The following is an 18,246-nucleotide window of genomic DNA, read 5'->3' as shown; positions in this document are numbered from 1 at the left end:
GCAGCGCAGGCACGCGCGGCATTGCACGTTCTTGCGGTTTTGTGCGGGCAGCCGTGCCGCCCGCACCGCCGGCAGTGTCAGCCCAGCATCTCCGCCCAGATGCCCCGCGCCCAGGCCAGCGCGTAATCGCCCTCGATCACCGTCGGCGCCGGCGACAGCCCGCCCGAGCCCGGCACCGTGACCATGGTCTTCTGCGCCGCGTCGTAGCGATGCACGGTGGCCACGTGCACCGCCTCGCGGTCGGAGGTAAAGCTGTAGCAGGTGTTGTTGTACAGCGGCTCCGGGTCCGGGGCGCGGCCCGACAGCAACGCCACCAGCGCCGCCGCCGCGACCTTGCCGTGCTGGTTGGCCATATGGCCGGACTTGGGCATCTGCGGCGCGATCTGGATGGCGTCGCCGATCACATGGATATGGGCCGCGGCGCGCGCTTCGAAGCTGAGGAAATCCACCTCGCACCATTTGGCGTTGGCGGTGGCCAGCCCGGCCGACACCGCGATCGCGCCGGCCCGCTGCGGCGGCAGCACGTTGAGCACGTCGGCGCGCACATCGTCCTGCACCTCGAACTTGAGCGTGCGCGTGGCGGGGTCGACATCGGCCACCTCGTGCTGCGGCCGGTATTCCACCATGCCCGGGTATTGCGCGGCCCACACCTGGCGGAACAGCGCGGCCTTGGAGGTGATATCGGCATTGGCGTCGAGGATCAGCACCTTGCTGCGCGGCTTGTGCTGCCTGAAATAGTGCGCCACCTGGCAGGCGCGCTCGTACGGGCCTGGGGGGCAGCGGTACGGCGCCAGCGGCACGCTGATGGCATAGGTGCCGCCATCGGGCATCGCCTCCAGCTGGCGGCGCAGCGCGACGGTTTCGGGGCCGGCCTTCCACGCATGCAGGATCTGGTCGCCGCCGGGCCGCTTCAGCCCTGGCAGCGCGTCGCGCATCATCTCGACGCCGGGCGACAGCAGCAGGCGGTCATAGGGCAGCACGCCGCCGCCCGCGAGGCGCACGGTCCGCCTGGCCGGGTCGATGGCGACCGCGGTGTCGCGCACCAGCCGCACGCCGTGGCGGCGCACCAGCGCGTCGTACGGCAGCGTCAGGTCGCCGAGCTCGCGGCTGCCGCCCAGCACCAGGTTCGACAGCGGGCACGAGACAAAGGCCGGATTCGGTTCGACCAGCGTCACCTCGATCGCCTGCCCGCTCCATTCGCGCAGGTAGCGCGCCGCCGTGGCCCCGCCATAGCCGCCGCCGACCACCACCACCCTGGCGCGGGCCGCGGCGCGCGCCGGCCGGATCCCGGCCGTAGCCAGTACTGCGGCGCCCGCGGCGCCGAGGAAGCTTCGTCTTTGCATGGCTCGCTCCTGTCAGCGCACGGCGGCAAACCACGCCGCGATCGCGGCGATCTGGTCGTCGCTGTAACCCCTGGCAATCTGGTGCATCACCGTGGCCGGGCGCGTGCCGGCCTTGAAGGCCTGCATCTGCGCGGCCAGCTCCGCCTGCGGGCGGCCGGCCAGCGGCGGGATCGTGCTGCCGGCCGGGGCCCGGCCGGACGGGCCGTGGCAGCTGGTGCAGGCGGCGGCCCGGCTGCGCGCGCGCAGCGCGGCATCGGTGGCAGGGGCAGGCGCCGCGGCCGGCGCAGCGCCGGGTTCGGCCGACAGCACCGGCTGGGCGCACAGCATCGCTGCCAGCAGCGCCCATCCAAGCGGCAGACGCCAGGCAGGCCGGGGGATCGTTGTTGTCATGGTCTCGCTCCGTCTGGGCCGGCGCAGCGCTATCGCAGTCAGCGCAGTCAGCCAGCGTGGCAACCGTAGCACATCGGCCCGCCACGGTGTGCGCCGCAAACCGCAGAATGAAAAACGGCGCCCGCATAAGCGGGCGCCGCGGGGCGCCATATTGACCGGCCAGGACGGGGAGCGCTGCGCGCTTCAGGGCAGGTTGCGGCCAGGCGGCAGCGCCACCGGCGAAGTGACCGGGGCTGCCACCGGCGCGGTGGTGGCGCCCGCCGTACCCGATGCCGCACCGGCCGGCGCATCGATCGGCCCGCCCACGCCCGGTACCGACTGCACCGGCGCCGGCGTGCCGACGCTGCCGTCGAACGACGGGTTCTGCGAGGTCGAAGCCGCATCCAGGCGCGCGCGCTCGGCGTCGTTGACGTAGTCGAAGGCTTTGACCACCTTGGTCACGCCCGAGGCATTGCGCGCCACGTCGGTGGCGCGGTCGCCCTCGGCGCTGGTGACCACGCCGAGCAGGTAGACCACGCTCTTTTCGGTGGTCACCTTGATCGAGTTGGACGGCACGCCTTCGGCGGTCATCAGCAGGGTCTTGACCTTGCTGGTCAGGTAGGCGTCCTGGCTCTGGGTCATGAAGCCGGGCGAGTTGACCACCTCGAGCTCGTTGATCACCACGCGCGCATTCTGCAGGCCGCGCACGTACTGCTCGATCTGCTGCTTGACGCTGTCGTTCTTCGCCTCGCCGGTCAGCAGCACCTTGCGGTTGAAGACGGTTACGTTGACGCGGGCCTGGCCGCTGAAGCGCGAGTTGATGGTGCTTTCAGCCTCGAGCTGCAGGCCGCGGTCGACGGTCTGGGTGGCGGCCGGGCGGCGGTCGGTGGCCATCGCCACCCCGGTGCCCATGGCGCCGGCGATCACCGGGAAGCAGCCGGCCAGCTGCGTGGCGCACACCAGCGCGACGGCGGCCAGGCCGGCGCGGCCCAGGCCGGAGCTGGCCAGCGGACGGGAAGGATGGCGCGCGTCCGCGCCGTTGCGGGAAGCTTGCGTAGTGGGCAGATGGGTCATGCGGTCCTTGCTGTGTCGGGATGTTGGGAATGGGAAGGTCGGCGGATGCGCGGCATCACGCTTCCCCGAGCAGTGCCTCGTCGATGCCGTTGCACAGGCAGTGCAGCGTCAGCAGGTGCACTTCCTGGATCCGCGCGGTGCGCTCGCTGGGCACGCACAGGTGGATGTCGAATTCATCGAGCAGGCCGGCGATGGCCCCGCCGCCCTTGCCGGTCAGCGCCACCACGGCCATCTCGCGCTGGCGCGCGGCGGCCACCGCGGCCATCACGTTGTCCGAATTGCCCGAGGTGGAAATCGCCAGCAGGATGTCGCCGGGCTGGCCGAGCGCCTCGACCTGCTTGGCAAACACCTTGCTGAAGTCGTAGTCGTTGCCGATCGCGGTCAGGATCGAGCTGTCGGTGCTCAGCGCGATCGCGGCCAGGCCGGGCCGTTCGCGCTCGAAGCGCCCGACCAGCTCGGCGGCGAAATGCTGCGCCTGCGCCGCCGAGCCGCCATTGCCGCAGGCCAGGATCTTGTTGCCGCTGGTCAGCGCGCCGACCATGCGTTCCACCGCGGCGTCGATATAGGGGGCCATCACCGCCGCGGCCTGTCGCTTGGCTTCGGCACTGTCTAGGAACTGTTGCTGGATACTGTCGATACTCATGGCTCGGGGGCCTGTTTGTTGCCATGGCGATCCGCAGATCGCCGCTCTCATGTCTGCCGCTGATGTCTGCCGCTGATGTCTGCCGCTGATGTCTGCCGCGCATTATGACCCAGCCCCGGCGGCATCCGCGTCAAAGGCGTGCTGCAGCCACTCCAGCCGGCCGGGCTCGAGCGCCACCACGTCGAAGCGGCAAGGGGGCACCCGGGCCAGCGTCGCCAGGTAGTGTCCCGCGGCCAGCAGCACGCGCCGCTGCTTGGCCAGCGTGATGCTCGCCGCGGCACCGCCGAAGCCGCGCCCGCTGCGCTGGCGCACCTCGACGAACACCAGCGTGCCGTCCGGCGCGCGCATCACCAGGTCGATCTCGCCGCCTTTGCAGCGATAATTGCGCACCACGGGCTCCAGGCCCTGGCCCCGCAAGTGGGCCAGGGCCCGGTCCTCGGCCTGCGCCCCGCGTGCCTGACGGCTCGGCGCCTGCGTGGATTTGAATGATCGCATCAACGGAAGTTCTCAAGCATGAGTGACTGGATCTCCCTGGCGGCAAGCCAGTCGTACCCCGCCGGCACGCTCTATGTCGTGGCCACGCCCATCGGCAATGTCGCCGACCTGTCGCTGCGCGCGCTGCATGTGCTGGGGCTGGCCGACGCGGTGGCCTGCGAAGACACCCGCAATACCGGCCAGCTGTTGTCGCGCCTCGGCCTGCAGCGGCCGCTGGTGGCGGTGCACGAGCACAACGAGCGCGAGGCCGCGGGCCGCATCGCCGAGCGCCTGGCGGCGGGCGAGCGCATCGCCTACGTCTCGGACGCCGGCACGCCGGGCATCTCCGACCCCGGCGCGCGGCTGGTCGAGGCGGTGCGCGCCGCCGGCCATCCGGTGGTGCCGCTGCCCGGTCCCAGTGCGGCGGTGGCGGCGCTGTCGGTGGCGGGCGACCTGCTCGACGCCGGCGCGGGCCGCTTCACCTTTGCCGGCTTCCTGCCCCCCAAGCCCAAGGCCCGCGCCGAGGCGATCGCCCGGCTGGCGGCGCTGGACCACGCCTGGGTCTGCTACGAGGCGCCGCACCGCATCGCCGACACACTCGCCGCGCTGGCGGCGGGCCTGCCGGGCGCGCGCCGGCTGCTGGTCGGGCGCGAACTGACCAAGCTGTTCGAGGACATCGCCGTGATGCCGGTGGCGCAGGCGCCGGCCTGGCTGGCGGCCGACCCGAACCGCGCCAAGGGAGAATTCGTGCTGGTGGTGGAAGGGGCCGGCAGCGCCGCCACAGACAGTCTGCCGGATGCCGAAGCGCAGCGCGTGCTGGCGCTGCTGCTGGCCGAATTGCCGGCCAAGCGCGCCGCCAAGCTGGCGGCCGCGATCACGGGCGCCGGCACCGACGCGCTGTACCAGCTTGCGCTGGCGCAGCGTGCCGGCGACGCCGACGATTGATGCCGCGGCCCGCGCGCGGGCCTGCAGGTAAGAATGTAAGAGGAAAGTGTCAGCGCGCGGCGGCATGCGGCGGCGCTGGCGCACTCAGCGGCGCTTGCGCTTGACGGTCTTGCCGCTGGCCTTGGCCGTCTTGCGCGCCTTGGCGGGCGCCAGCGAACTGGCCAGTTCGGGCACGGACACGTCGTCATCGCCGCTGCCGTCGCCGGCTTCGGTGCCGCCGGCATCCACCTGCGGGCCCAGCGCGGCGACTTCGGTGCGGGTCAGGCGGCGGATCTCGACGTTGGTGGCGCCGCGCTCGACAAAGCCCAGGCGGCGCGCCGCGCCATAGGACACATCCAGCACGCGGTTGCCGTGGTACGGCCCGCGGTCATTGATGCGCAGCACCGCCACCTTGTTGTTGCGCAGGTTGCGCACCAGCACCCAGCTGTCCAGCGGCAGCGACGGATGCGCCGCAGTCATGGCGCGCATGTCGAAGCGCTCGCCGTTGGCGGTCTTGCGGCCATGGAAGCCCTTGCCGTACCACGAGGCCACGCCGCGCTGCTCGAACGTGCCGATGTCGGCGCGCAGGCCTTCGAGCGAGTTGCCGCTGCGGCCTTCGTCGGGGTCATAGCCGAACAGGTTCCAGCTGCCGGTGTCGGGCGTGCGCGCGGCGGGCTTGGCCTCGGCGCGTTCGGTCCGGGCGGGCTTGCCGTTTTTGGCCGCGCGCGTGGGCACGGCATCGCCGGCGTCGGTGCCGGCGGTATCGCTTTCAGGCGGCGTGGCACAAGCGGCCAGCACCACGGCGCATGCGGTGCATGCGCCGAGCTTGGCCAGCCGTTGCCAGCGCTTGGTGAGAGCGGAGATCCGTAACATGGGCGGCAGTCTAACATTGACTGTTTGGGACTATCTCTTTCAATTTGTTACGAAATCTGTGCGATTTCGCACGATCGGGGTCTAATTGGCCGGAATCCCTTTTGCGGCAACGGATTCAGCCCGATGCGGCAGGGCCCGCGACGGGTAACCCAATCATCACATCGAAGCCGTCAGGCGTGCCCGACCCTCCCGGCGCTACAATGCTGGGCACTGCCGCCGATCGCGCCACCAGAGGCCCGGGCCGGCCACATAAGATCTCCATGAAAGCCCTCCTCATTCCCGTCACGCCCTTCCAGCAGAACTGTTCCTTGCTGATCGATGAAAGCACCGGTGCCGCCGCGGTCTGCGATCCGGGCGGCGATCTCGACCGCATCCGCGCGGCGGTGAAGGAGCAAGGCGTGACGCTGGAAAAGATCTTCCTGACGCACGGCCACGTCGACCATTGCGCCGGCGCCGCGGCGTTGTCGCGCGAACTCGGCATCCCGATCGAGGGCCCGCAGCAGGACGAGCGCTTCTGGATCGAGCAGCTGCCCGAGCAGACGCGCCGCTTCGGCTTCGGCCATGGCGAGAGCTTCGAGCCCGACCGCTGGCTCGAGAACGGCGACACCGTGCAGTTCGGCAATGAATCCCTGGAGGTCTACCACTGTCCTGGCCATACCCCGGGGCACGTGGTGTTCTTCTCGCGTGCCAACCGCCTGGCAGTGGTCGGCGACGTGCTGTTCGCCGGGTCGATCGGCCGTACCGACTTCCCGCGCGGCAACCACGCCGACCTGATCCGCTCGATCCGCACGCGACTGTGGCCGCTGGGCGAGGACGTGACCTTTATCCCCGGCCACGGCCCGGTCTCCACCTTCGGCCAGGAGCGCCGCAACAACCCGTTCGTCGCCGATCACCTGGTCGACGCGGGCTGAGGCCATGGCCAAGCGACAGGCGCCCGACACCCGTCCCGAGATCTACGTCAGCACCGACGTCGAGGCCGACGGCCCGATCCCGGGGCCGCACTCGATGCTGTCCTTCGCCTCGGTGGCGATGCTGGCGGACAAGACCGTGCTCGGCACCTTCTCGGCCAACCTCGAAACCCTGCCCGGCGCCGCCGGCCACCCGGTGCAGATGCAGTGGTGGCAGACCCAGCCCGAAGCCTGGAGCGCCTGCCGGCGCGACCTGCAGCGGCCCGAGGACGCCATGGTGCGCTATGTCGAATGGGTCGAGGCCCTGCCCGGCAAGCCGGTCTTCGTCGCCTTTCCGGCCGGCTTCGATTTCACCTGGATGTTCTGGTACATGATGCGCTTCGCCGGGCGCTCCCCATTCGGCTGGGCCGCGCTCGACGTCAAGACGCTGGGCTTTGCACTGACCGGGCGGCCCTATCGCAAGACCGTCAAGGCGGCCTTCCCGGCGGGATGGATGGATCCGCTGCCGCACACCCACGTGGCGCTCGACGATGCGATGGAACAGGGCGCGCTGTTCTGCAACATGCTGGCGACGCTGCGCGAGCGCGAAGCGACGCTGGCGGCAGCCTTGCCGGAAGAGGCTGCCAACGCAAGCGTGCCCTCACCTCCGCCGCCACGAGCCTGATCGCCTTTTGCGCCGCGTCAAGCGCGGCGGCATGTCCCTTGCAGGCCGCTGCTCGCATCTGGCGCCAGCCCGGCTATAGTAGAAGCGGATATGGCGTTACCGGGCGAAACGAGCCATGACTAACCGGCGCACTTGCGCAGCCACGCCATATGCCGTTTGAGCCATCTTGCCCGGACCGCGCGGCGCCTGCCGAGGAGGTGTCGATCATGCGTTTCCCTACCGACCTGCACTTGAGAGACCTGGCTGGCCGGATCCATTGGCCGCATGCCACGCGGAACGCCACGCCCATTACGCACCGCCACTCCTCGGATGAGGACGCCGAAGTCGCCAAGGCCACGCTCTACGTCAGCACCGTGACACTGGTGGTGCTGCTGGTGGTGCTGGCGGCCATCGCTTTCGGTCAGGAGGCCATGCACTGGCTGGGTGTTCATTAGACGACCCTGCCTGAAGCAGACTGCCTCGCAGACCGGCCGGCCCCCACCCACCGTGGGGGCCGGTTTTATTTCAGGCCAGCAGCGGCGCCACGTTCTCCGGCGGGCGGCCGATCGCCGCGCGGCGGTTGCGCACCACCACCGGACGCTGCAGCAGGATCGGGTTGTCGGCCACCGCCGCCAGCAGCTCGGCATCGGTCAGGCCGGGATCGGCCAGGCCCAGCTCGGCATACGGCGCTTCGTTGTCGCGCAGCATCTCGCGCACCGGCACGCCCAGCAGCGTGTGCAGCTGGCGCAGCGTCGACAGCGACGGCGGGTCCTTCAGGTACTCGACGATCTCCACCGGCTCTCCCAGCCGCTCGGCGGCAGCCTGGACCAGGGCGAGGGTCTCGCGCGACTTGGAGCAGCGGGGGTTGTGGTAGATGGTGATCATGGCAGTTCCTTTCTTGTCATGGCCGTGCCCCGCAGCTGGGCATCGGCACTGATACGGTGCAAATCCATCCGCACTATATACAAGACAGCGGCCGGCGCGCAGCATCGTGCGGTGCATCTGCACCGGCACGCATCCTGCGTTGCACCGGCTTCTTGCCACAGGCGCCATTCCGATGACCTCCACTCCCGTTTCCGCCGCGGAGCCACGCAGCCATGGCACGCGCAAACCCTTTACGTTGCGCGATGCCGGCGGCGCCGACGTTGCCGCCATCCACGCGATCTACGCCCACCATGTGCGGCACGGGCGCGCTTCGTTCGAAGAAGTGCCGCCCAGTGTCGACGAGATGCAGCTGCGCCTTGCCGAAGTGCACCGCAAGGGCCTGCCCTATCTGGTCGCCGAGCGCGACGGCGAGGTGCTGGGCTACGCCTATGCCTCGGCCTATCGCGCGCGCAGCGCCTACCGCTTTGCCATCGAAGACTCGATCTACATCGACCACCGCCGCGTCGGCGAGGGCCTGGGCCAGGCGCTGCTGGCCGAGCTGATCGCGCGCTGCGAGACCGGCCCGTGGCGCCAGATGGTCGCCGTGATCGCGTGCACCGCCGGCGGCGAGGGCGCGGGCTCGCTGGCCCTGCATGAGCGGCTGGGCTTCCGCACCGTCGGCCGGCTGGAGGCGGTGGGCTTCAAGCATGGGCATTGGATCGACACGGTGCTGATGCAGAGGGTGCTCGGGGCCGGTGCGACATCGCTGCCGGCATAGGCGGAATCGGCTTCCCCGAGTTCAGACGTATCTCATAGGCAGGCGGGTCTCCGGTATCGACAATGCCTATACTCTGTCATCACAAGGACCCCGGAAATGCTTGTGTCGGAAAAATCCAAGCTCACCCTCACGCTGAATCCGCAACTGCGTGATGCCTTCATGGCCGAGGCCGCGGCCGAAGGCCTTACCACCTCGCAGGTGGCCGAAGCCCTGATACGTCAGTATCTCGCGCAACGCCAGCAATCGCGCGATGACGAGGCCCTTTTTCAGCAGATGGTTGAAGAAGGCAGGGCCTCCATGCGCGCCGGCATCGGCATTCCAAACGAGCAGGTGGAGGCCGAGTCCGCCGCCTGGTGCGCGGCAATCTTGCGGCAAACTTGAAGCTCGTCTGGACGCCACAGGCACTGAAACAACGTATGGCGATCCGGAGCTTCATCGCTCAGCATGATCCCGTTGCCGCGGTACGGATGGAAAGGCGGTTCAACGAGGCGGCTGCGCGGCTGCAGCAATTCCCCGAACTTGGCACGGCGGGTCGCTCGACTGGCGCTCGTGAGTACGTGGCGCACGAGAATTACCGGTTGGTTTACGAACTTGATGAAGGAGTGATCTGGGTAGTGGCAGTCGCACACACATCGCGGCGTGCCTTGTAGCGGCCTGTCGGCGCTTCAGGCAAAGCAACGAAAAACGCCACGGGTTTCCGTGGCGTTTTGCATTGAACAGCTGGAGTGGTGCGCCGGCAGCCCGGCATGCCTTACTGCATCAGGTCCGACAGCGCCAGCGCCACCACCTTGGTGGCACGGTTCAGGTCGTTCAGGCGCAGGTTCTCGTCGGAGTTATGGCCGCGCGCTTCCATCAGCGTGCGCGGGCCGGCGCCGTACAGCACGGTGGGGATGCCGCGCTTGGTGTAGTGGCGGGCATCGGTGTAGAGCGGCACGCCCTGCACCGGGATTTCCACGCCGAACACCGACTCGGCACGGCTCTTCAGCGCGCCGATCAGCTTTTCCACGCCCGGCAGTTCCGACAGCGGCTCGGCCAGGATGATGCGCTCGACCTTCACCTCGATGCCCGGACGGTCCTTGGCGGCCTTCTCGACCACGGCGCGGATCTCGCCTTCGGCGTCGAAGCCGATTTCCTCGGGGATCATGCGGCGGTCGACGCGGAAGGTCACCAGGTCCGGCACCACGTTGGTGTTGATGCCGCCCTTGATCAGGCCGACGTTCAGCGTGGCGGTGTCGATGCCCGGCACCTTCGACTTGCGCGTGGCCAGTTCGGCGCGCAGGCCGTAGATGGCCTGCAGGATGTGGGTGGCGGCCTCGATCGCGTCGACGCCGGTGTGCGGCATGGCGGCGTGGCCCTGCTTGCCCTTGACCGTCACCTCGACGTGCAGGCAGCCGTTGTGCGACGAGGTGATGCCGTACGAGAAGCCGGCCGAGATGGCGTAATCGGCCTTGCTCAGGTTATTGTCGAGCAGGAACTTCGGACCGATGTCGCCGCCGGTCTCCTCGTCATAGGTGAACTGCAGCTCGACCGCGCCGTTGATCTTCGCGCCTTGCTTCTCGGCTTCCATCAGTGCCAGCACGGCGTAGGTGTAGGTGGCGAAATCCGACTTGGACACTGCCACGCCGCGGCCGTACATGACCGGGCCGTGCTCGCTGTCTGCCACTTCGCCGCCGTACGGGTCCTTGGTCCAGCCCAGGCCGGGGGGCACCACGTCGCCGTGGGCGTTCATGGCGATGGTCGGGCCGCCGGTGCCGAACTGCTTGCGCACGATCAGGTTGGTGGCGCTGATCATGCCGGCGGCTTTGACCTGCTCGTCGGGCACCTTGTGGGCCTCCACCGTGAAGCCCAGGCCCTCCAGCAGTTCCTTGGCGCGCTTGCCGTGCGCGTCGCAATCGCCCGCGGGGTTGTCCGACGGCACCTTGACCAGTTCGGCCAGGAAGGCTTCCTGCTGCGGACGGTGCTGGTCGATGAACTGCGTCAGCGTGGTTTCGATGGGGTTCATATTGTCTCGTGCGGTCATGACTTGTTCTCTTAACTTCTGAGGGAGGTTCGGGTGGGGCTTCCGGGCGCGCTGGCTTACTGCGGCAGCCGGAAGTGCTCGACGAAATCACTGAACACGCGCGCGGACAGTGCGGCATCCTCGGCGGTCATGGTTTCGGTGGGATGGTGGCTGATGCCGCCGTTGCCGCAGCGCACGAACAGCATGGCGACATCGGCGATGGCGGCAATGGCCATGGCGTCGTGGCCGGCGCCCGACGGCAGGTGGCGCACCGGCACGCCCTGGCGGGCGATGGCGGCGGCCCATTGCTCTTGCAGCCACGGGGCGCAGGGAACGCTCTTCGCCTCGTGGGTCTTGCGGATCTGCGCGCGCACGTTGCGGCGCGCGCAGACGCGCTCGATCTCGGCCAGCACGTCATTGACGGCGGCCTCGCGCTCGGCGTCCTCGCCGGCACGGATGTCGATGGAGAACACCGCGCGGCCGGGCACCACGTTGGTGGCGCCGTTGGGCACGTTGAACTGGCCCACGGTGCCGACCAGGCCCGGCTTGCCGCCGCAGCGCTTTTCGATATAGAGGCCGATTTCGGCGCCGGCCATGGCGGCGTCGCGGCGCATGTCCATCGGCACGGTGCCGGCATGGCCGGCCAGGCCTTCGAGCTCGACCAGGAAGCGGGTCGCGCCGGAAATCGCGGTCACCACGCCCACCGGCAGGCCTTCGTTCAGCAGCACCGGGCCTTGCTCGATATGCACCTCGATAAAGGCCGCCACCTTGCTGCGGTCATGCTTGGCGGCGGGCAGCGCGGCGGCGTCGAAACCGGCCTCGCGCATCACCTCGCGCATGGTCTTGCCGCTGTCGTCGACATTGTCCAGCACGTTGTTGTCGAAGGTGCCGGCGATGGCGCGGCTGCCCAGCAGCGTGGCCTTGAAGCGCACGCCCTCTTCCTCGGCAAAGCCCACTACCTCGAGCGCAAACGGAAAGCGCTTGCCCTGCCGGTTCCATTCCGCCACACAGGCGATCGGCAGGATCACGCCCAGGTTGCCGTCATAGCGGCCGGCGTCGCGCACGGTGTCGAAATGCGAGCCGGTCAGCAGCGCCGGCGCGTCCGGCGTGGTGCCCTCGTAGCGGCCGATCACGTTGCCGGCGGCATCGCGGCGCACCGTCATGCCGGCTTGCTGCATCCACTCGGTCAGCTGCGCGGCGGCGCCGTGGTGGGCCTCGGTCAGGTAGGTGCGGGTGAGCATGCCGGGCTGCTCGGTGTGGACGGCCAGGGCGTCGGCCCAGGCCATGATGCGCGTGCCAGTCTCTGCGGCGGACGGCGACGGATTTGCTGCCATGCGTGTCTCCTGCTGGAAGTGCGTGAAAGCCGCGGCGGCGGGGCTGGCGGAGTGCCAGTGCGGGCGGGCGCCCATGGCCGAAGCTCTATTCTGTGCGATCCATGGTAGCACAGTGAATTCAAAAATTGCATACAAAAATGATATGCACTATATTCGGTTCCACGTTCAGACAATTCGCCGCGGACAATCCGGTCCGGACAGCGAATTGCGTGGAGTCCGCCCCAACAGGGGGGCGCTCCGCGGTGGCGCGTTCCCGACCCGGAGCCCCGCGCCAGAGCGTAAGGCCGGCAGCCCACCCCAGCCGTCAGAGCAACATGGGGCCGCCGGTGATTCCTGGATCGAAATGGGCCCGCCAGCGCACAGGCGCCGGACCGGCCCCGCACGGAGACAACCATGCAGCACGCAGTTCCCTCGCAGCAGCGCCCGGGTAGCCCCCGCCTGCACACCCGCTTTACCCGCTCGCTGTTCGGCCAGGTGCTGATCGCCCTGGTGATCGGCACGGCACTGGGCCTGGCATTTCCGGAATTCGCCGCCAAGCTCAAGCCGCTTGGCGATGCCTTTATCAAGCTGATCAAGATGCTGATCGGCCCGATCGTGTTCTGCGTGGTGGTGGCCGGCATCTGCGGCGCCGGCGAGCTGAAGAAGGTCGGCCGCGTCGGCATCAAGGCGGTGGTGTACTTCGAGGTCGTCACCACCATCGCGCTGGCGCTGGGCATCGTGCTGGCCTACGTGTTCCAGCCCGGCGTGGGCATGAACGTCGATCCGCGGTCGCTCGACGCCTCGGCCATTGCCGGCTTTATCGACAACGCCACCAAGGTCAAGGACCAAGGCACGGTCGACTTCCTGCTCAAGCTGATCCCCAATACCGTGTTCGGTGCCTTCGCCAACGGCGACGTGCTGCAGGTACTGGTGGTGTCGATCCTGTTCGGCTGCGCGCTGTCGCTGGTGGGTGAGCCTGGCCGGCCGCTGGTGAGCCTGATCGATACCTTCTCGCACACGCTGTTCAAGATGATGGGCTTTATCATCAAGCTGGCGCCGTTGGGCGTGCTGGGCGCGGTGGCGTTCACGGTGGGCAAGTACGGCATCGGCTCGCTCAAGCAGCTGGGCTTCCTGGTGCTGCTGTTCTACGGCGCGGTGATCGTGTTCGTGCTGGTGGTGCTGGGCGGCATCATGCGCGCTTGCGGCTTCTCGGTGATCAAGCTGATCCGCTACCTGCGCGCCGAGCTGCTGGTGGTGCTGGGCACCGCCTCGTCCGACAGCGTGCTGCCGCAGGTGATGAAGAAGCTCGAGTTCATGGGCGTCAAGAAGTCGGTGGTGGGCCTGGTGATCCCGACCGGCTACTCGTTCAACCTCGACGCGTTCTCGATCTACCTGACGCTGGCCGCGGTCTTCATCGCGCAGGCGACCAACACGCCGCTGGCAATGGCCGACCTGCTCGGCATCCTGGCGGTGGCGCTGATCACTTCGAAGGGCGCGCACGGGATTCCCGGCTCGGCCATCGTGATCCTGGCCGCGACGCTGTCGGCGCATCCGGCGATCCCGGCGATCGGCCTGGTGCTGGTGCTGTCGGTGGACTGGTTTATCGGCATCGCGCGCGCGCTCGGCAACCTGATCGGCAACTGCGTCGCCACCGTGGTGGTGGCGGCGTGGGAGAAGGACATCGACCGCGCCCGGGCGCACGGGGTGCTGAACGGCACCATCGAGGCGTCCGACCTGGATGCCGGCCTGGCCGCGATGGCGCAGGACGCCACCGCTGCGGCCATCGTGCCGGGCCCGGTCGCGGGGCGCTAGAATCACGCATCTCCCCAACCGCGCAGCCTCTGCGCAAGTGCGCTGCCATGCCCGAGCATATCGATCCTGACATGACCGCCGAAGCGATCGCCGACGACATCGTCGCGGCCATCGTTTCGCACCGCCTGCCGCCCGGCACCAAGCTGCGCGAGGAGGCGCTGGCCAGTGTCTACCGCGTCAGCCGCACCAAGGTGCGCGCGGCGCTGCTGATGCTGTCCAAGGACAAGGTCATCCAGATCGTGCCGGACAAAGGGGCGTTCGTGGCCAAGCCCAGCGCCGAGGAAGCGCGCGAGGTGTTCGCGGTGCGCCGCATCCTCGAAGCCGCGCTGGCGCGCGAGTTTGTCGCCAAGGCCACTGCCGCCGACTACAAGCGCATCGACCGCCACCTGGCGGCCGAGCGCAAGTCGCTGGCGGGCAACGATGCGCAGGTGCGCACCCGGCTGCTGGGCGACTTCCATATCGTGCTGGCCGAAGTGGTCGGCAACGGCGTGCTGACCGAGATGATGCGCGAGCTGTCGGCGCGCAGCGCGGTCATCACCATGCTGTACCAGTCGCGCCGCGACGCGGCCTGCTCGTCGGACGAGCACCGCGAGTTCATCGAGGCCGCCCGCGCCGGCGATGTCGAGCGCGCCGTCACGCTGATGGTCGACCACCTGGGCCACGTGGAAGGCGCGCTGCATTTCGAGGAAACCGCGCCGGTTGCGCGCGGCAAGGACCTGGTGGCCGCGCTGCTGGCCTAGGCGACACGCACCCGCCCGGTTCACCTTCCTCCCCTATTGCTGGCCTTTGCCGGCCGCTTGACGTGAGTCAAAGCACCACCGGCCGCCCGCGCGCAAACTTCATCTCGCCATGAAGACGCGGGGGCGCACTTCATGAGCACTTGCCTGCCGGCACCTCATCGTCGGCAGGCTGCCCGCACGCTGCAACGGTGTGCGGGCTTTCTTTTTTCTGAGGGCGGGGTTCCGCGCCGCGAAATGGCGCGCCGCCCCGCCGCCTCGAACCCGTGCCGTCCGGCATCGTTTTTTCCCTTTCCTGACAGCAGTTTGCGATGGCCCGGGCCTGCGCTCCGGATACCCGCGTAGTGGCGTCGAGTGCGTTTGCCGCGCACAGCGCGCCGGCCGCAGCATGAAAAACGAATCGCGGCTTCGGGTTAGGATGCCGCACGCCCGCCACGGGCCGGCGCCGTCCCGCCACGCTGCGGGGCAGCCGCACACCATAACGATCACAGGGAGACCGCCATGCGCCATCGCGCGATACCTGCCGTGCCGCCGCGCCGCCGGCGCTAGCCCTTTCCTGCACCAGCCCTGCTTCCGACCGAAAAGGACTTCCCATGCCCAGCGCCTTCCGTCCCGACGCCTTTGCCGGCAAGACCGTATTCGTCGCCGGCGCTTCGTCCGGCATCAACCTTGGCATCGCGCACGGCTTTGCCCGCGCCGGCGCCCGGCTGGCGCTGATCAGCCGCACCGCCGAGCGCATCCAGGCCGCCGCCGACACCATCACCGCGGCCGGCGGCACCGCCATCGGCATGGCCGCCGACGTGCGCGACTACGCCGCGGTCGAAGCCGCCCTCGCGCGTGCGCAGGATGAACTGGGCCCGATCGATGTGGTGATCTCCGGCGCCGCCGGCAATTTCCTGGCGCCCGTGGTCGGCATGTCGGCCAATGCCTTCAAGACCGTGGTCGATATCGACCTGCTCGGCACCTTCAACGTGTTCCGCGCCAGCTTCGACCACCTCAACAAGCCGGGCGCGTCGCTGATCGCAATCACCGCGCCGCAGGCGGTCAACGCGATGATGTTCCAGGCCCATGCCTGCGCCGCCAAGGCCGGCATCAACATGCTGATCAAGTGCCTGGCGATGGAATGGGGACCGGCGGGGGTGCGCGTCAACGGCATCTCGCCCGGCCCGATCGCCGACACCGAAGGCATGGCGCGGCTGGCGCCGACGCCCGAGATCGAGGCCCGCTACAAGGCGCGGCTGGCGCTGCGCGACTACGGCACCAAGGACGATATCGCCGACGCCGCGATGTACCTGAGCAGCGACAACGCCCGCTATGTCACCGGCACCATCCTCGACTGCGACGGCGGCAGCAAGCTCGGCGACGCCTCGGCCGACGCGCTGAAGAAGCCGCAATAGACCGCTGTACCGGATCCCGCACCCGCAACGAAAATCAGGAGAACTTCCATGACGGCAACCGTCCTCTACCAAGCCAGCGAAGGCGTGGCCACGCTGACCCTGAACCGCCCGGACGTGCTCAATGCACTGAACGCCGACATCCTGCGCGAACTGCGCGAGGCCGTGGACCGCGCCGCGGCCGACGCCGAGGTGCGTGCGGTGCTGCTGACCGGCGCCGGCCGCGGCTTCTGCGCCGGCGCCGACCTGGCCGCGCGCCAGGGCGGCGGCGTGTCCGATTCCGGCACGCTGCTGCGCGAACGCTACCACCCGATCATCATGGCGCTGCGCGAAATGCCCAAGCCGGTCATCACCGCGGTCAACGGCGTCGCCGCCGGTGCCGGCATGAGCCTGGCGCTGGCGGGCGACGTGGTGCTGGCGGCGCGCTCGGCCAGCTTCCTGCAGGCGTTCTCCAAGATCGGCCTGATCCCTGATGCCGGCAGCACCTACTTCCTGCCGCGCTATGCCGGCGAGATGCGCGCCCGCGCACTGGCCATCCTCGCCGAGAAGATCGACGCGGAAGAAGCCCACCGCATCGGGCTGGTGTGGAAAGTCCACGACGACGCCGCGCTGCAGGACGAGGCCGGCAAGCTGGCCCGCCACCTGGCGACCATGCCGACCATGGCCTACGCCATGATCAAGCAGGCCCTCAACCAGAGCTTCGGCAACGACCTGGCCGCGCAGCTCGAGGTGGAAGCCACGCTGCAGTCGCGCGCCAGCCGCAGCGAAGACTGCAAGGAAGGCGTCGCCGCCTTCGTCGAGAAGCGCAAGCCGCAGTTCAAGGGCCGCTGAGCGCAGCGGTTGCCCCGCCACTTCCAAAGGAGCCCGCGCATGAGCGCCAGCAGCAACGAACGTATCCTCGTGACGATCGAAGACGGCGTCGCCGACGTCCGCCTGAACCGTCCTGACAAGATGAACGCGCTCGACCAGGCGATGTTCGATGCCCTGATCGAGACCGGCGAACAGCTCGCGCGCCTGCCGGACCTGCGCGCGGTGGTGCTGTCCGGCGCAGGCCGCGCCTTCTGCGCAGGACTGGACATGGGCCGCATGGCCGGCATGTTGGCGGACGATGCGGGCGCGTCGCAGCCCGACAGCCTCGGCGCGGGCCGGCTCGGACAGCGCACCCACGGCATCTCCAACCGCCCGCAGTACGCCTGCATGGTCTGGCGCGAGCTGCCGGTGCCGGTCTTCGCCGCGGTGCACGGCGTGGCCTTCGGCGGCGGGCTGCAGGTGGCGCTGGGCGCCGATGTGCGCTACGTCGCGCCGGATGCCAGGCTGTCGGTGATGGAGCTGAAGTGGGGGCTGGTGCCGGACATGGCGGGCATGGTGCTGACGCGCGGGCTGGTGCGCCCCGATGTGCTGCGCGAACTGGTCTACAGCGCGCGCGTGCTGAGCGGCAACGAGGCGTGCGCGCTGGGGCTGGGCACCTACCTTGCCGACGACCCGCGCGCTGCGGCACTGGCCGCGGCGCGCGAAGTCGCGCAGAAGAACCCGGATGCGATCCGCGCCGCCAAGCGGCTGATGGCCGTGGCCGAGCGCGGCGACCACGCCGCCATCCTGCAGGCCGAGTCCGACGAGCAGGACCGGCTGGTGGGCTCGCCCAACCAGCGCGAGGCGGTGCTGGCCAACCTGGAGAAACGCGCGCCGCGCTTCACGCCGGCAAGCTGAAGCCGGTCGCTCAGCGCCTGGCATGATGGTGGCGCCGCCGGCGCCACCACAGCGCATAGATCGCCACGTTCACCACCAGCACCACCATGCCGAGCCACAGCTGCACCGCGGGCGTCAGCCCCGCCGGATAGATCAGCGGCAACAGGTAGCGCTCGACAAAGCCGCCGCTGTAGCCGGCCTGCCCGGCAGCCCGGCGCAGCGTGTTTTCCAGCGGCGTCAGCGGGCAGATCCAGCCGGCCCATTCGATCAGCACGCCCCACACCGCGGCGGGCAGGTGCACCCAGGCGGCGCGCGGCCAGCGCAATACCAGCAGGCCGCCCGCCACCACGAACACAATGAACAGCGCGTGCGCGATCACGACAAGGTCGGCCAGCCAGGCGGCAATCGGCAT

The 18,246-nt window shown here is 69.2% G+C and carries 22 protein-coding genes; 12 read left to right on the top strand and 10 right to left on the bottom strand.

Annotated elements, in window-relative coordinates:
• Nucleotides 1-77 precede the first annotated feature (77 nt).
• The 5 genes from LIN44_RS01970 to LIN44_RS01950 all read right to left on the bottom strand — a co-directional run bounded on the left by LIN44_RS01970 (nucleotide 78) and on the right by LIN44_RS01950 (nucleotide 3,924).
• The gene (locus tag LIN44_RS01970; RefSeq protein ID WP_227313328.1) at nucleotides 78-1,343 is read right to left on the bottom strand and encodes an NAD(P)/FAD-dependent oxidoreductase; all 1,266 of its coding nucleotides are present in this window, start codon (nucleotides 1,341-1,343) and stop codon (nucleotides 78-80) included.
• A 12-nt stretch (nucleotides 1,344-1,355) separates the two neighbouring features.
• Nucleotides 1,356-1,733 (bottom strand): c-type cytochrome, encoded by a 378-nt coding sequence (locus tag LIN44_RS01965; RefSeq protein WP_227313327.1) that lies wholly within the window; start codon nucleotides 1,731-1,733, stop codon nucleotides 1,356-1,358.
• Nucleotides 1,734-1,916: 183 nt separating this feature from the next.
• Entirely contained in the window at nucleotides 1,917-2,786 is an 870-nt protein-coding gene (locus LIN44_RS01960; RefSeq protein WP_227313326.1) for a BON domain-containing protein, read from the bottom strand.
• Nucleotides 2,787-2,841: 55 nt separating this feature from the next.
• On the bottom strand, nucleotides 2,842-3,429 hold the full coding sequence (locus LIN44_RS01955) for a phosphoheptose isomerase (protein WP_227313325.1): 588 nt from the start codon (nucleotides 3,427-3,429) through the stop codon (nucleotides 2,842-2,844).
• A gap of 102 nt (nucleotides 3,430-3,531) precedes the next feature.
• A complete protein-coding gene (locus LIN44_RS01950; protein ID WP_227313324.1) occupies nucleotides 3,532-3,924 on the bottom strand; it encodes a YraN family protein in 393 nt (130 codons plus the stop codon).
• An 18-nt stretch (nucleotides 3,925-3,942) separates the two neighbouring features.
• Here LIN44_RS01950 and rsmI point away from each other — a divergent pair, with 18 nt between their 5' ends.
• A complete protein-coding gene (gene rsmI, locus LIN44_RS01945; RefSeq protein WP_227313323.1) occupies nucleotides 3,943-4,848 on the top strand; it encodes a 16S rRNA (cytidine(1402)-2'-O)-methyltransferase in 906 nt (301 codons plus the stop codon).
• Nucleotides 4,849-4,932: 84 nt separating this feature from the next.
• Here the strand turns inward: rsmI and LIN44_RS01940 are convergent, their stop codons facing one another.
• Nucleotides 4,933-5,700 (bottom strand): septal ring lytic transglycosylase RlpA family protein, encoded by a 768-nt coding sequence (locus LIN44_RS01940; protein WP_227313322.1) that lies wholly within the window; start codon nucleotides 5,698-5,700, stop codon nucleotides 4,933-4,935.
• A 260-nt stretch (nucleotides 5,701-5,960) separates the two neighbouring features.
• Here LIN44_RS01940 and LIN44_RS01935 point away from each other — a divergent pair, with 260 nt between their 5' ends.
• The 3 genes from LIN44_RS01935 (at nucleotide 5,961) to LIN44_RS01925 (ending at nucleotide 7,706) form a co-directional block, all read left to right on the top strand.
• Entirely contained in the window at nucleotides 5,961-6,611 is a 651-nt protein-coding gene (locus tag LIN44_RS01935) for an MBL fold metallo-hydrolase (RefSeq protein ID WP_227313321.1), read from the top strand.
• Nucleotides 6,612-6,615: 4 nt separating this feature from the next.
• Nucleotides 6,616-7,272, top strand: coding sequence for an exonuclease (locus tag LIN44_RS01930; protein ID WP_227313320.1), 657 nt, complete (start codon nucleotides 6,616-6,618; stop codon nucleotides 7,270-7,272).
• A gap of 206 nt (nucleotides 7,273-7,478) precedes the next feature.
• Nucleotides 7,479-7,706: a hypothetical protein gene (locus tag LIN44_RS01925; protein ID WP_227313319.1), complete on the top strand. Its 228-nt coding sequence runs from the start codon at nucleotides 7,479-7,481 to the stop codon at nucleotides 7,704-7,706.
• A 70-nt stretch (nucleotides 7,707-7,776) separates the two neighbouring features.
• On the opposite strand, the gene arsC is transcribed toward LIN44_RS01925, so the two are convergent.
• Nucleotides 7,777-8,136, bottom strand: coding sequence for an arsenate reductase (glutaredoxin) (arsC, locus tag LIN44_RS01920; RefSeq protein ID WP_062795758.1), 360 nt, complete (start codon nucleotides 8,134-8,136; stop codon nucleotides 7,777-7,779).
• 172 nt (nucleotides 8,137-8,308) lie between these two features.
• On the opposite strand from arsC, the gene LIN44_RS01915 reads away from it, so the two are divergent.
• From LIN44_RS01915 to LIN44_RS01905, 3 genes are all read left to right on the top strand, one after another.
• Nucleotides 8,309-8,893, top strand: coding sequence for a GNAT family N-acetyltransferase (locus LIN44_RS01915; protein ID WP_227313318.1), 585 nt, complete (start codon nucleotides 8,309-8,311; stop codon nucleotides 8,891-8,893).
• 96 nt (nucleotides 8,894-8,989) lie between these two features.
• On the top strand, nucleotides 8,990-9,274 hold the full coding sequence (locus LIN44_RS01910; RefSeq protein ID WP_227313317.1) for an antitoxin of toxin-antitoxin stability system: 285 nt from the start codon (nucleotides 8,990-8,992) through the stop codon (nucleotides 9,272-9,274).
• Entirely contained in the window at nucleotides 9,271-9,543 is a 273-nt protein-coding gene (locus LIN44_RS01905) for a type II toxin-antitoxin system RelE/ParE family toxin (protein WP_227313316.1), read from the top strand. Before LIN44_RS01910 ends, LIN44_RS01905 begins: the two co-directional genes overlap by 4 nt.
• 101 nt (nucleotides 9,544-9,644) lie before the next feature.
• Here LIN44_RS01905 and LIN44_RS01900 read toward each other — a convergent pair whose 3' ends face one another.
• Both LIN44_RS01900 and LIN44_RS01895 read right to left on the bottom strand, forming a co-directional pair.
• A complete protein-coding gene (locus LIN44_RS01900) occupies nucleotides 9,645-10,913 on the bottom strand; it encodes a M20/M25/M40 family metallo-hydrolase (RefSeq protein WP_227313315.1) in 1,269 nt (422 codons plus the stop codon).
• A gap of 56 nt (nucleotides 10,914-10,969) precedes the next feature.
• Nucleotides 10,970-12,226 carry an allantoate amidohydrolase gene (locus LIN44_RS01895; protein ID WP_227313314.1) on the bottom strand — a complete coding sequence of 419 codons (1,257 nt, stop codon included), beginning with the start codon at nucleotides 12,224-12,226 and terminating at the stop codon, nucleotides 10,970-10,972.
• Between the two features lie 393 nt (nucleotides 12,227-12,619).
• On the opposite strand from LIN44_RS01895, the gene LIN44_RS01890 reads away from it, so the two are divergent.
• From LIN44_RS01890 to LIN44_RS01870, 5 genes are all read left to right on the top strand, one after another.
• Nucleotides 12,620-14,017 (top strand): C4-dicarboxylate transporter DctA, encoded by a 1,398-nt coding sequence (locus tag LIN44_RS01890; protein ID WP_227313313.1) that lies wholly within the window; start codon nucleotides 12,620-12,622, stop codon nucleotides 14,015-14,017.
• Between the two features lie 47 nt (nucleotides 14,018-14,064).
• A complete protein-coding gene (locus LIN44_RS01885; RefSeq protein WP_012354232.1) occupies nucleotides 14,065-14,757 on the top strand; it encodes a GntR family transcriptional regulator in 693 nt (230 codons plus the stop codon).
• A gap of 590 nt (nucleotides 14,758-15,347) precedes the next feature.
• Nucleotides 15,348-16,151 carry an SDR family oxidoreductase gene (locus LIN44_RS01880; RefSeq protein ID WP_227313312.1) on the top strand — a complete coding sequence of 268 codons (804 nt, stop codon included), beginning with the start codon at nucleotides 15,348-15,350 and terminating at the stop codon, nucleotides 16,149-16,151.
• A gap of 48 nt (nucleotides 16,152-16,199) precedes the next feature.
• The gene (locus LIN44_RS01875; RefSeq protein WP_227313311.1) at nucleotides 16,200-16,979 is read left to right on the top strand and encodes an enoyl-CoA hydratase-related protein; all 780 of its coding nucleotides are present in this window, start codon (nucleotides 16,200-16,202) and stop codon (nucleotides 16,977-16,979) included.
• 39 nt (nucleotides 16,980-17,018) lie between these two features.
• Entirely contained in the window at nucleotides 17,019-17,855 is an 837-nt protein-coding gene (locus LIN44_RS01870) for a crotonase/enoyl-CoA hydratase family protein (RefSeq protein WP_227313310.1), read from the top strand.
• Between the two features lie 10 nt (nucleotides 17,856-17,865).
• Here LIN44_RS01870 and LIN44_RS01865 read toward each other — a convergent pair whose 3' ends face one another.
• The gene (locus LIN44_RS01865; protein ID WP_227313309.1) at nucleotides 17,866-18,246 is read right to left on the bottom strand and encodes a DUF2784 domain-containing protein; all 381 of its coding nucleotides are present in this window, start codon (nucleotides 18,244-18,246) and stop codon (nucleotides 17,866-17,868) included.

The sequence above is a fragment of the Cupriavidus sp. MP-37 genome (assembly GCF_020618415.1).
In the GTDB taxonomy this organism is placed as follows: Bacteria; Pseudomonadota; Gammaproteobacteria; order Burkholderiales; family Burkholderiaceae; genus Cupriavidus.
The sequence above is the reverse complement of the archived record's forward strand: the minus strand, read 5'-3'. Positions and strand labels throughout refer to the sequence as shown.

Excerpts from the sequence above, each read along its gene's own strand:
- LIN44_RS01970 (WP_227313328.1), bottom strand. The coding sequence starts at position 1,343 with ATGCAAAGACGAAGCTTCCTCGGCGCCGCGGGCGCCGCAGTACTGGCT.
- LIN44_RS01965 (WP_227313327.1), bottom strand. The coding sequence starts at position 1,733 with ATGACAACAACGATCCCCCGGCCTGCCTGGCGTCTGCCGCTTGGATGG.
- LIN44_RS01960 (WP_227313326.1), bottom strand. The coding sequence starts at position 2,786 with ATGACCCATCTGCCCACTACGCAAGCTTCCCGCAACGGCGCGGACGCG.
- LIN44_RS01955 (WP_227313325.1), bottom strand. The coding sequence starts at position 3,429 with ATGAGTATCGACAGTATCCAGCAACAGTTCCTAGACAGTGCCGAAGCC.
- LIN44_RS01950 (WP_227313324.1), bottom strand. The coding sequence starts at position 3,924 with ATGCGATCATTCAAATCCACGCAGGCGCCGAGCCGTCAGGCACGCGGG.
- rsmI (WP_227313323.1), top strand. The coding sequence starts at position 3,943 with ATGAGTGACTGGATCTCCCTGGCGGCAAGCCAGTCGTACCCCGCCGGC.
- LIN44_RS01940 (WP_227313322.1), bottom strand. The coding sequence starts at position 5,700 with ATGTTACGGATCTCCGCTCTCACCAAGCGCTGGCAACGGCTGGCCAAG.
- LIN44_RS01935 (WP_227313321.1), top strand. The coding sequence starts at position 5,961 with ATGAAAGCCCTCCTCATTCCCGTCACGCCCTTCCAGCAGAACTGTTCC.
- LIN44_RS01930 (WP_227313320.1), top strand. The coding sequence starts at position 6,616 with ATGGCCAAGCGACAGGCGCCCGACACCCGTCCCGAGATCTACGTCAGC.
- LIN44_RS01925 (WP_227313319.1), top strand. The coding sequence starts at position 7,479 with ATGCGTTTCCCTACCGACCTGCACTTGAGAGACCTGGCTGGCCGGATC.
- arsC (WP_062795758.1), bottom strand. The coding sequence starts at position 8,136 with ATGATCACCATCTACCACAACCCCCGCTGCTCCAAGTCGCGCGAGACC.
- LIN44_RS01915 (WP_227313318.1), top strand. The coding sequence starts at position 8,309 with ATGACCTCCACTCCCGTTTCCGCCGCGGAGCCACGCAGCCATGGCACG.
- LIN44_RS01910 (WP_227313317.1), top strand. The coding sequence starts at position 8,990 with ATGCTTGTGTCGGAAAAATCCAAGCTCACCCTCACGCTGAATCCGCAA.
- LIN44_RS01900 (WP_227313315.1), bottom strand. The coding sequence starts at position 10,913 with ATGACCGCACGAGACAATATGAACCCCATCGAAACCACGCTGACGCAG.
- LIN44_RS01895 (WP_227313314.1), bottom strand. The coding sequence starts at position 12,226 with ATGGCAGCAAATCCGTCGCCGTCCGCCGCAGAGACTGGCACGCGCATC.
- LIN44_RS01890 (WP_227313313.1), top strand. The coding sequence starts at position 12,620 with ATGCAGCACGCAGTTCCCTCGCAGCAGCGCCCGGGTAGCCCCCGCCTG.
- LIN44_RS01885 (WP_012354232.1), top strand. The coding sequence starts at position 14,065 with ATGCCCGAGCATATCGATCCTGACATGACCGCCGAAGCGATCGCCGAC.
- LIN44_RS01880 (WP_227313312.1), top strand. The coding sequence starts at position 15,348 with ATGCCCAGCGCCTTCCGTCCCGACGCCTTTGCCGGCAAGACCGTATTC.
- LIN44_RS01875 (WP_227313311.1), top strand. The coding sequence starts at position 16,200 with ATGACGGCAACCGTCCTCTACCAAGCCAGCGAAGGCGTGGCCACGCTG.
- LIN44_RS01870 (WP_227313310.1), top strand. The coding sequence starts at position 17,019 with ATGAGCGCCAGCAGCAACGAACGTATCCTCGTGACGATCGAAGACGGC.
- LIN44_RS01865 (WP_227313309.1), bottom strand. The coding sequence starts at position 18,246 with ATGCCGATTGCCGCCTGGCTGGCCGACCTTGTCGTGATCGCGCACGCG.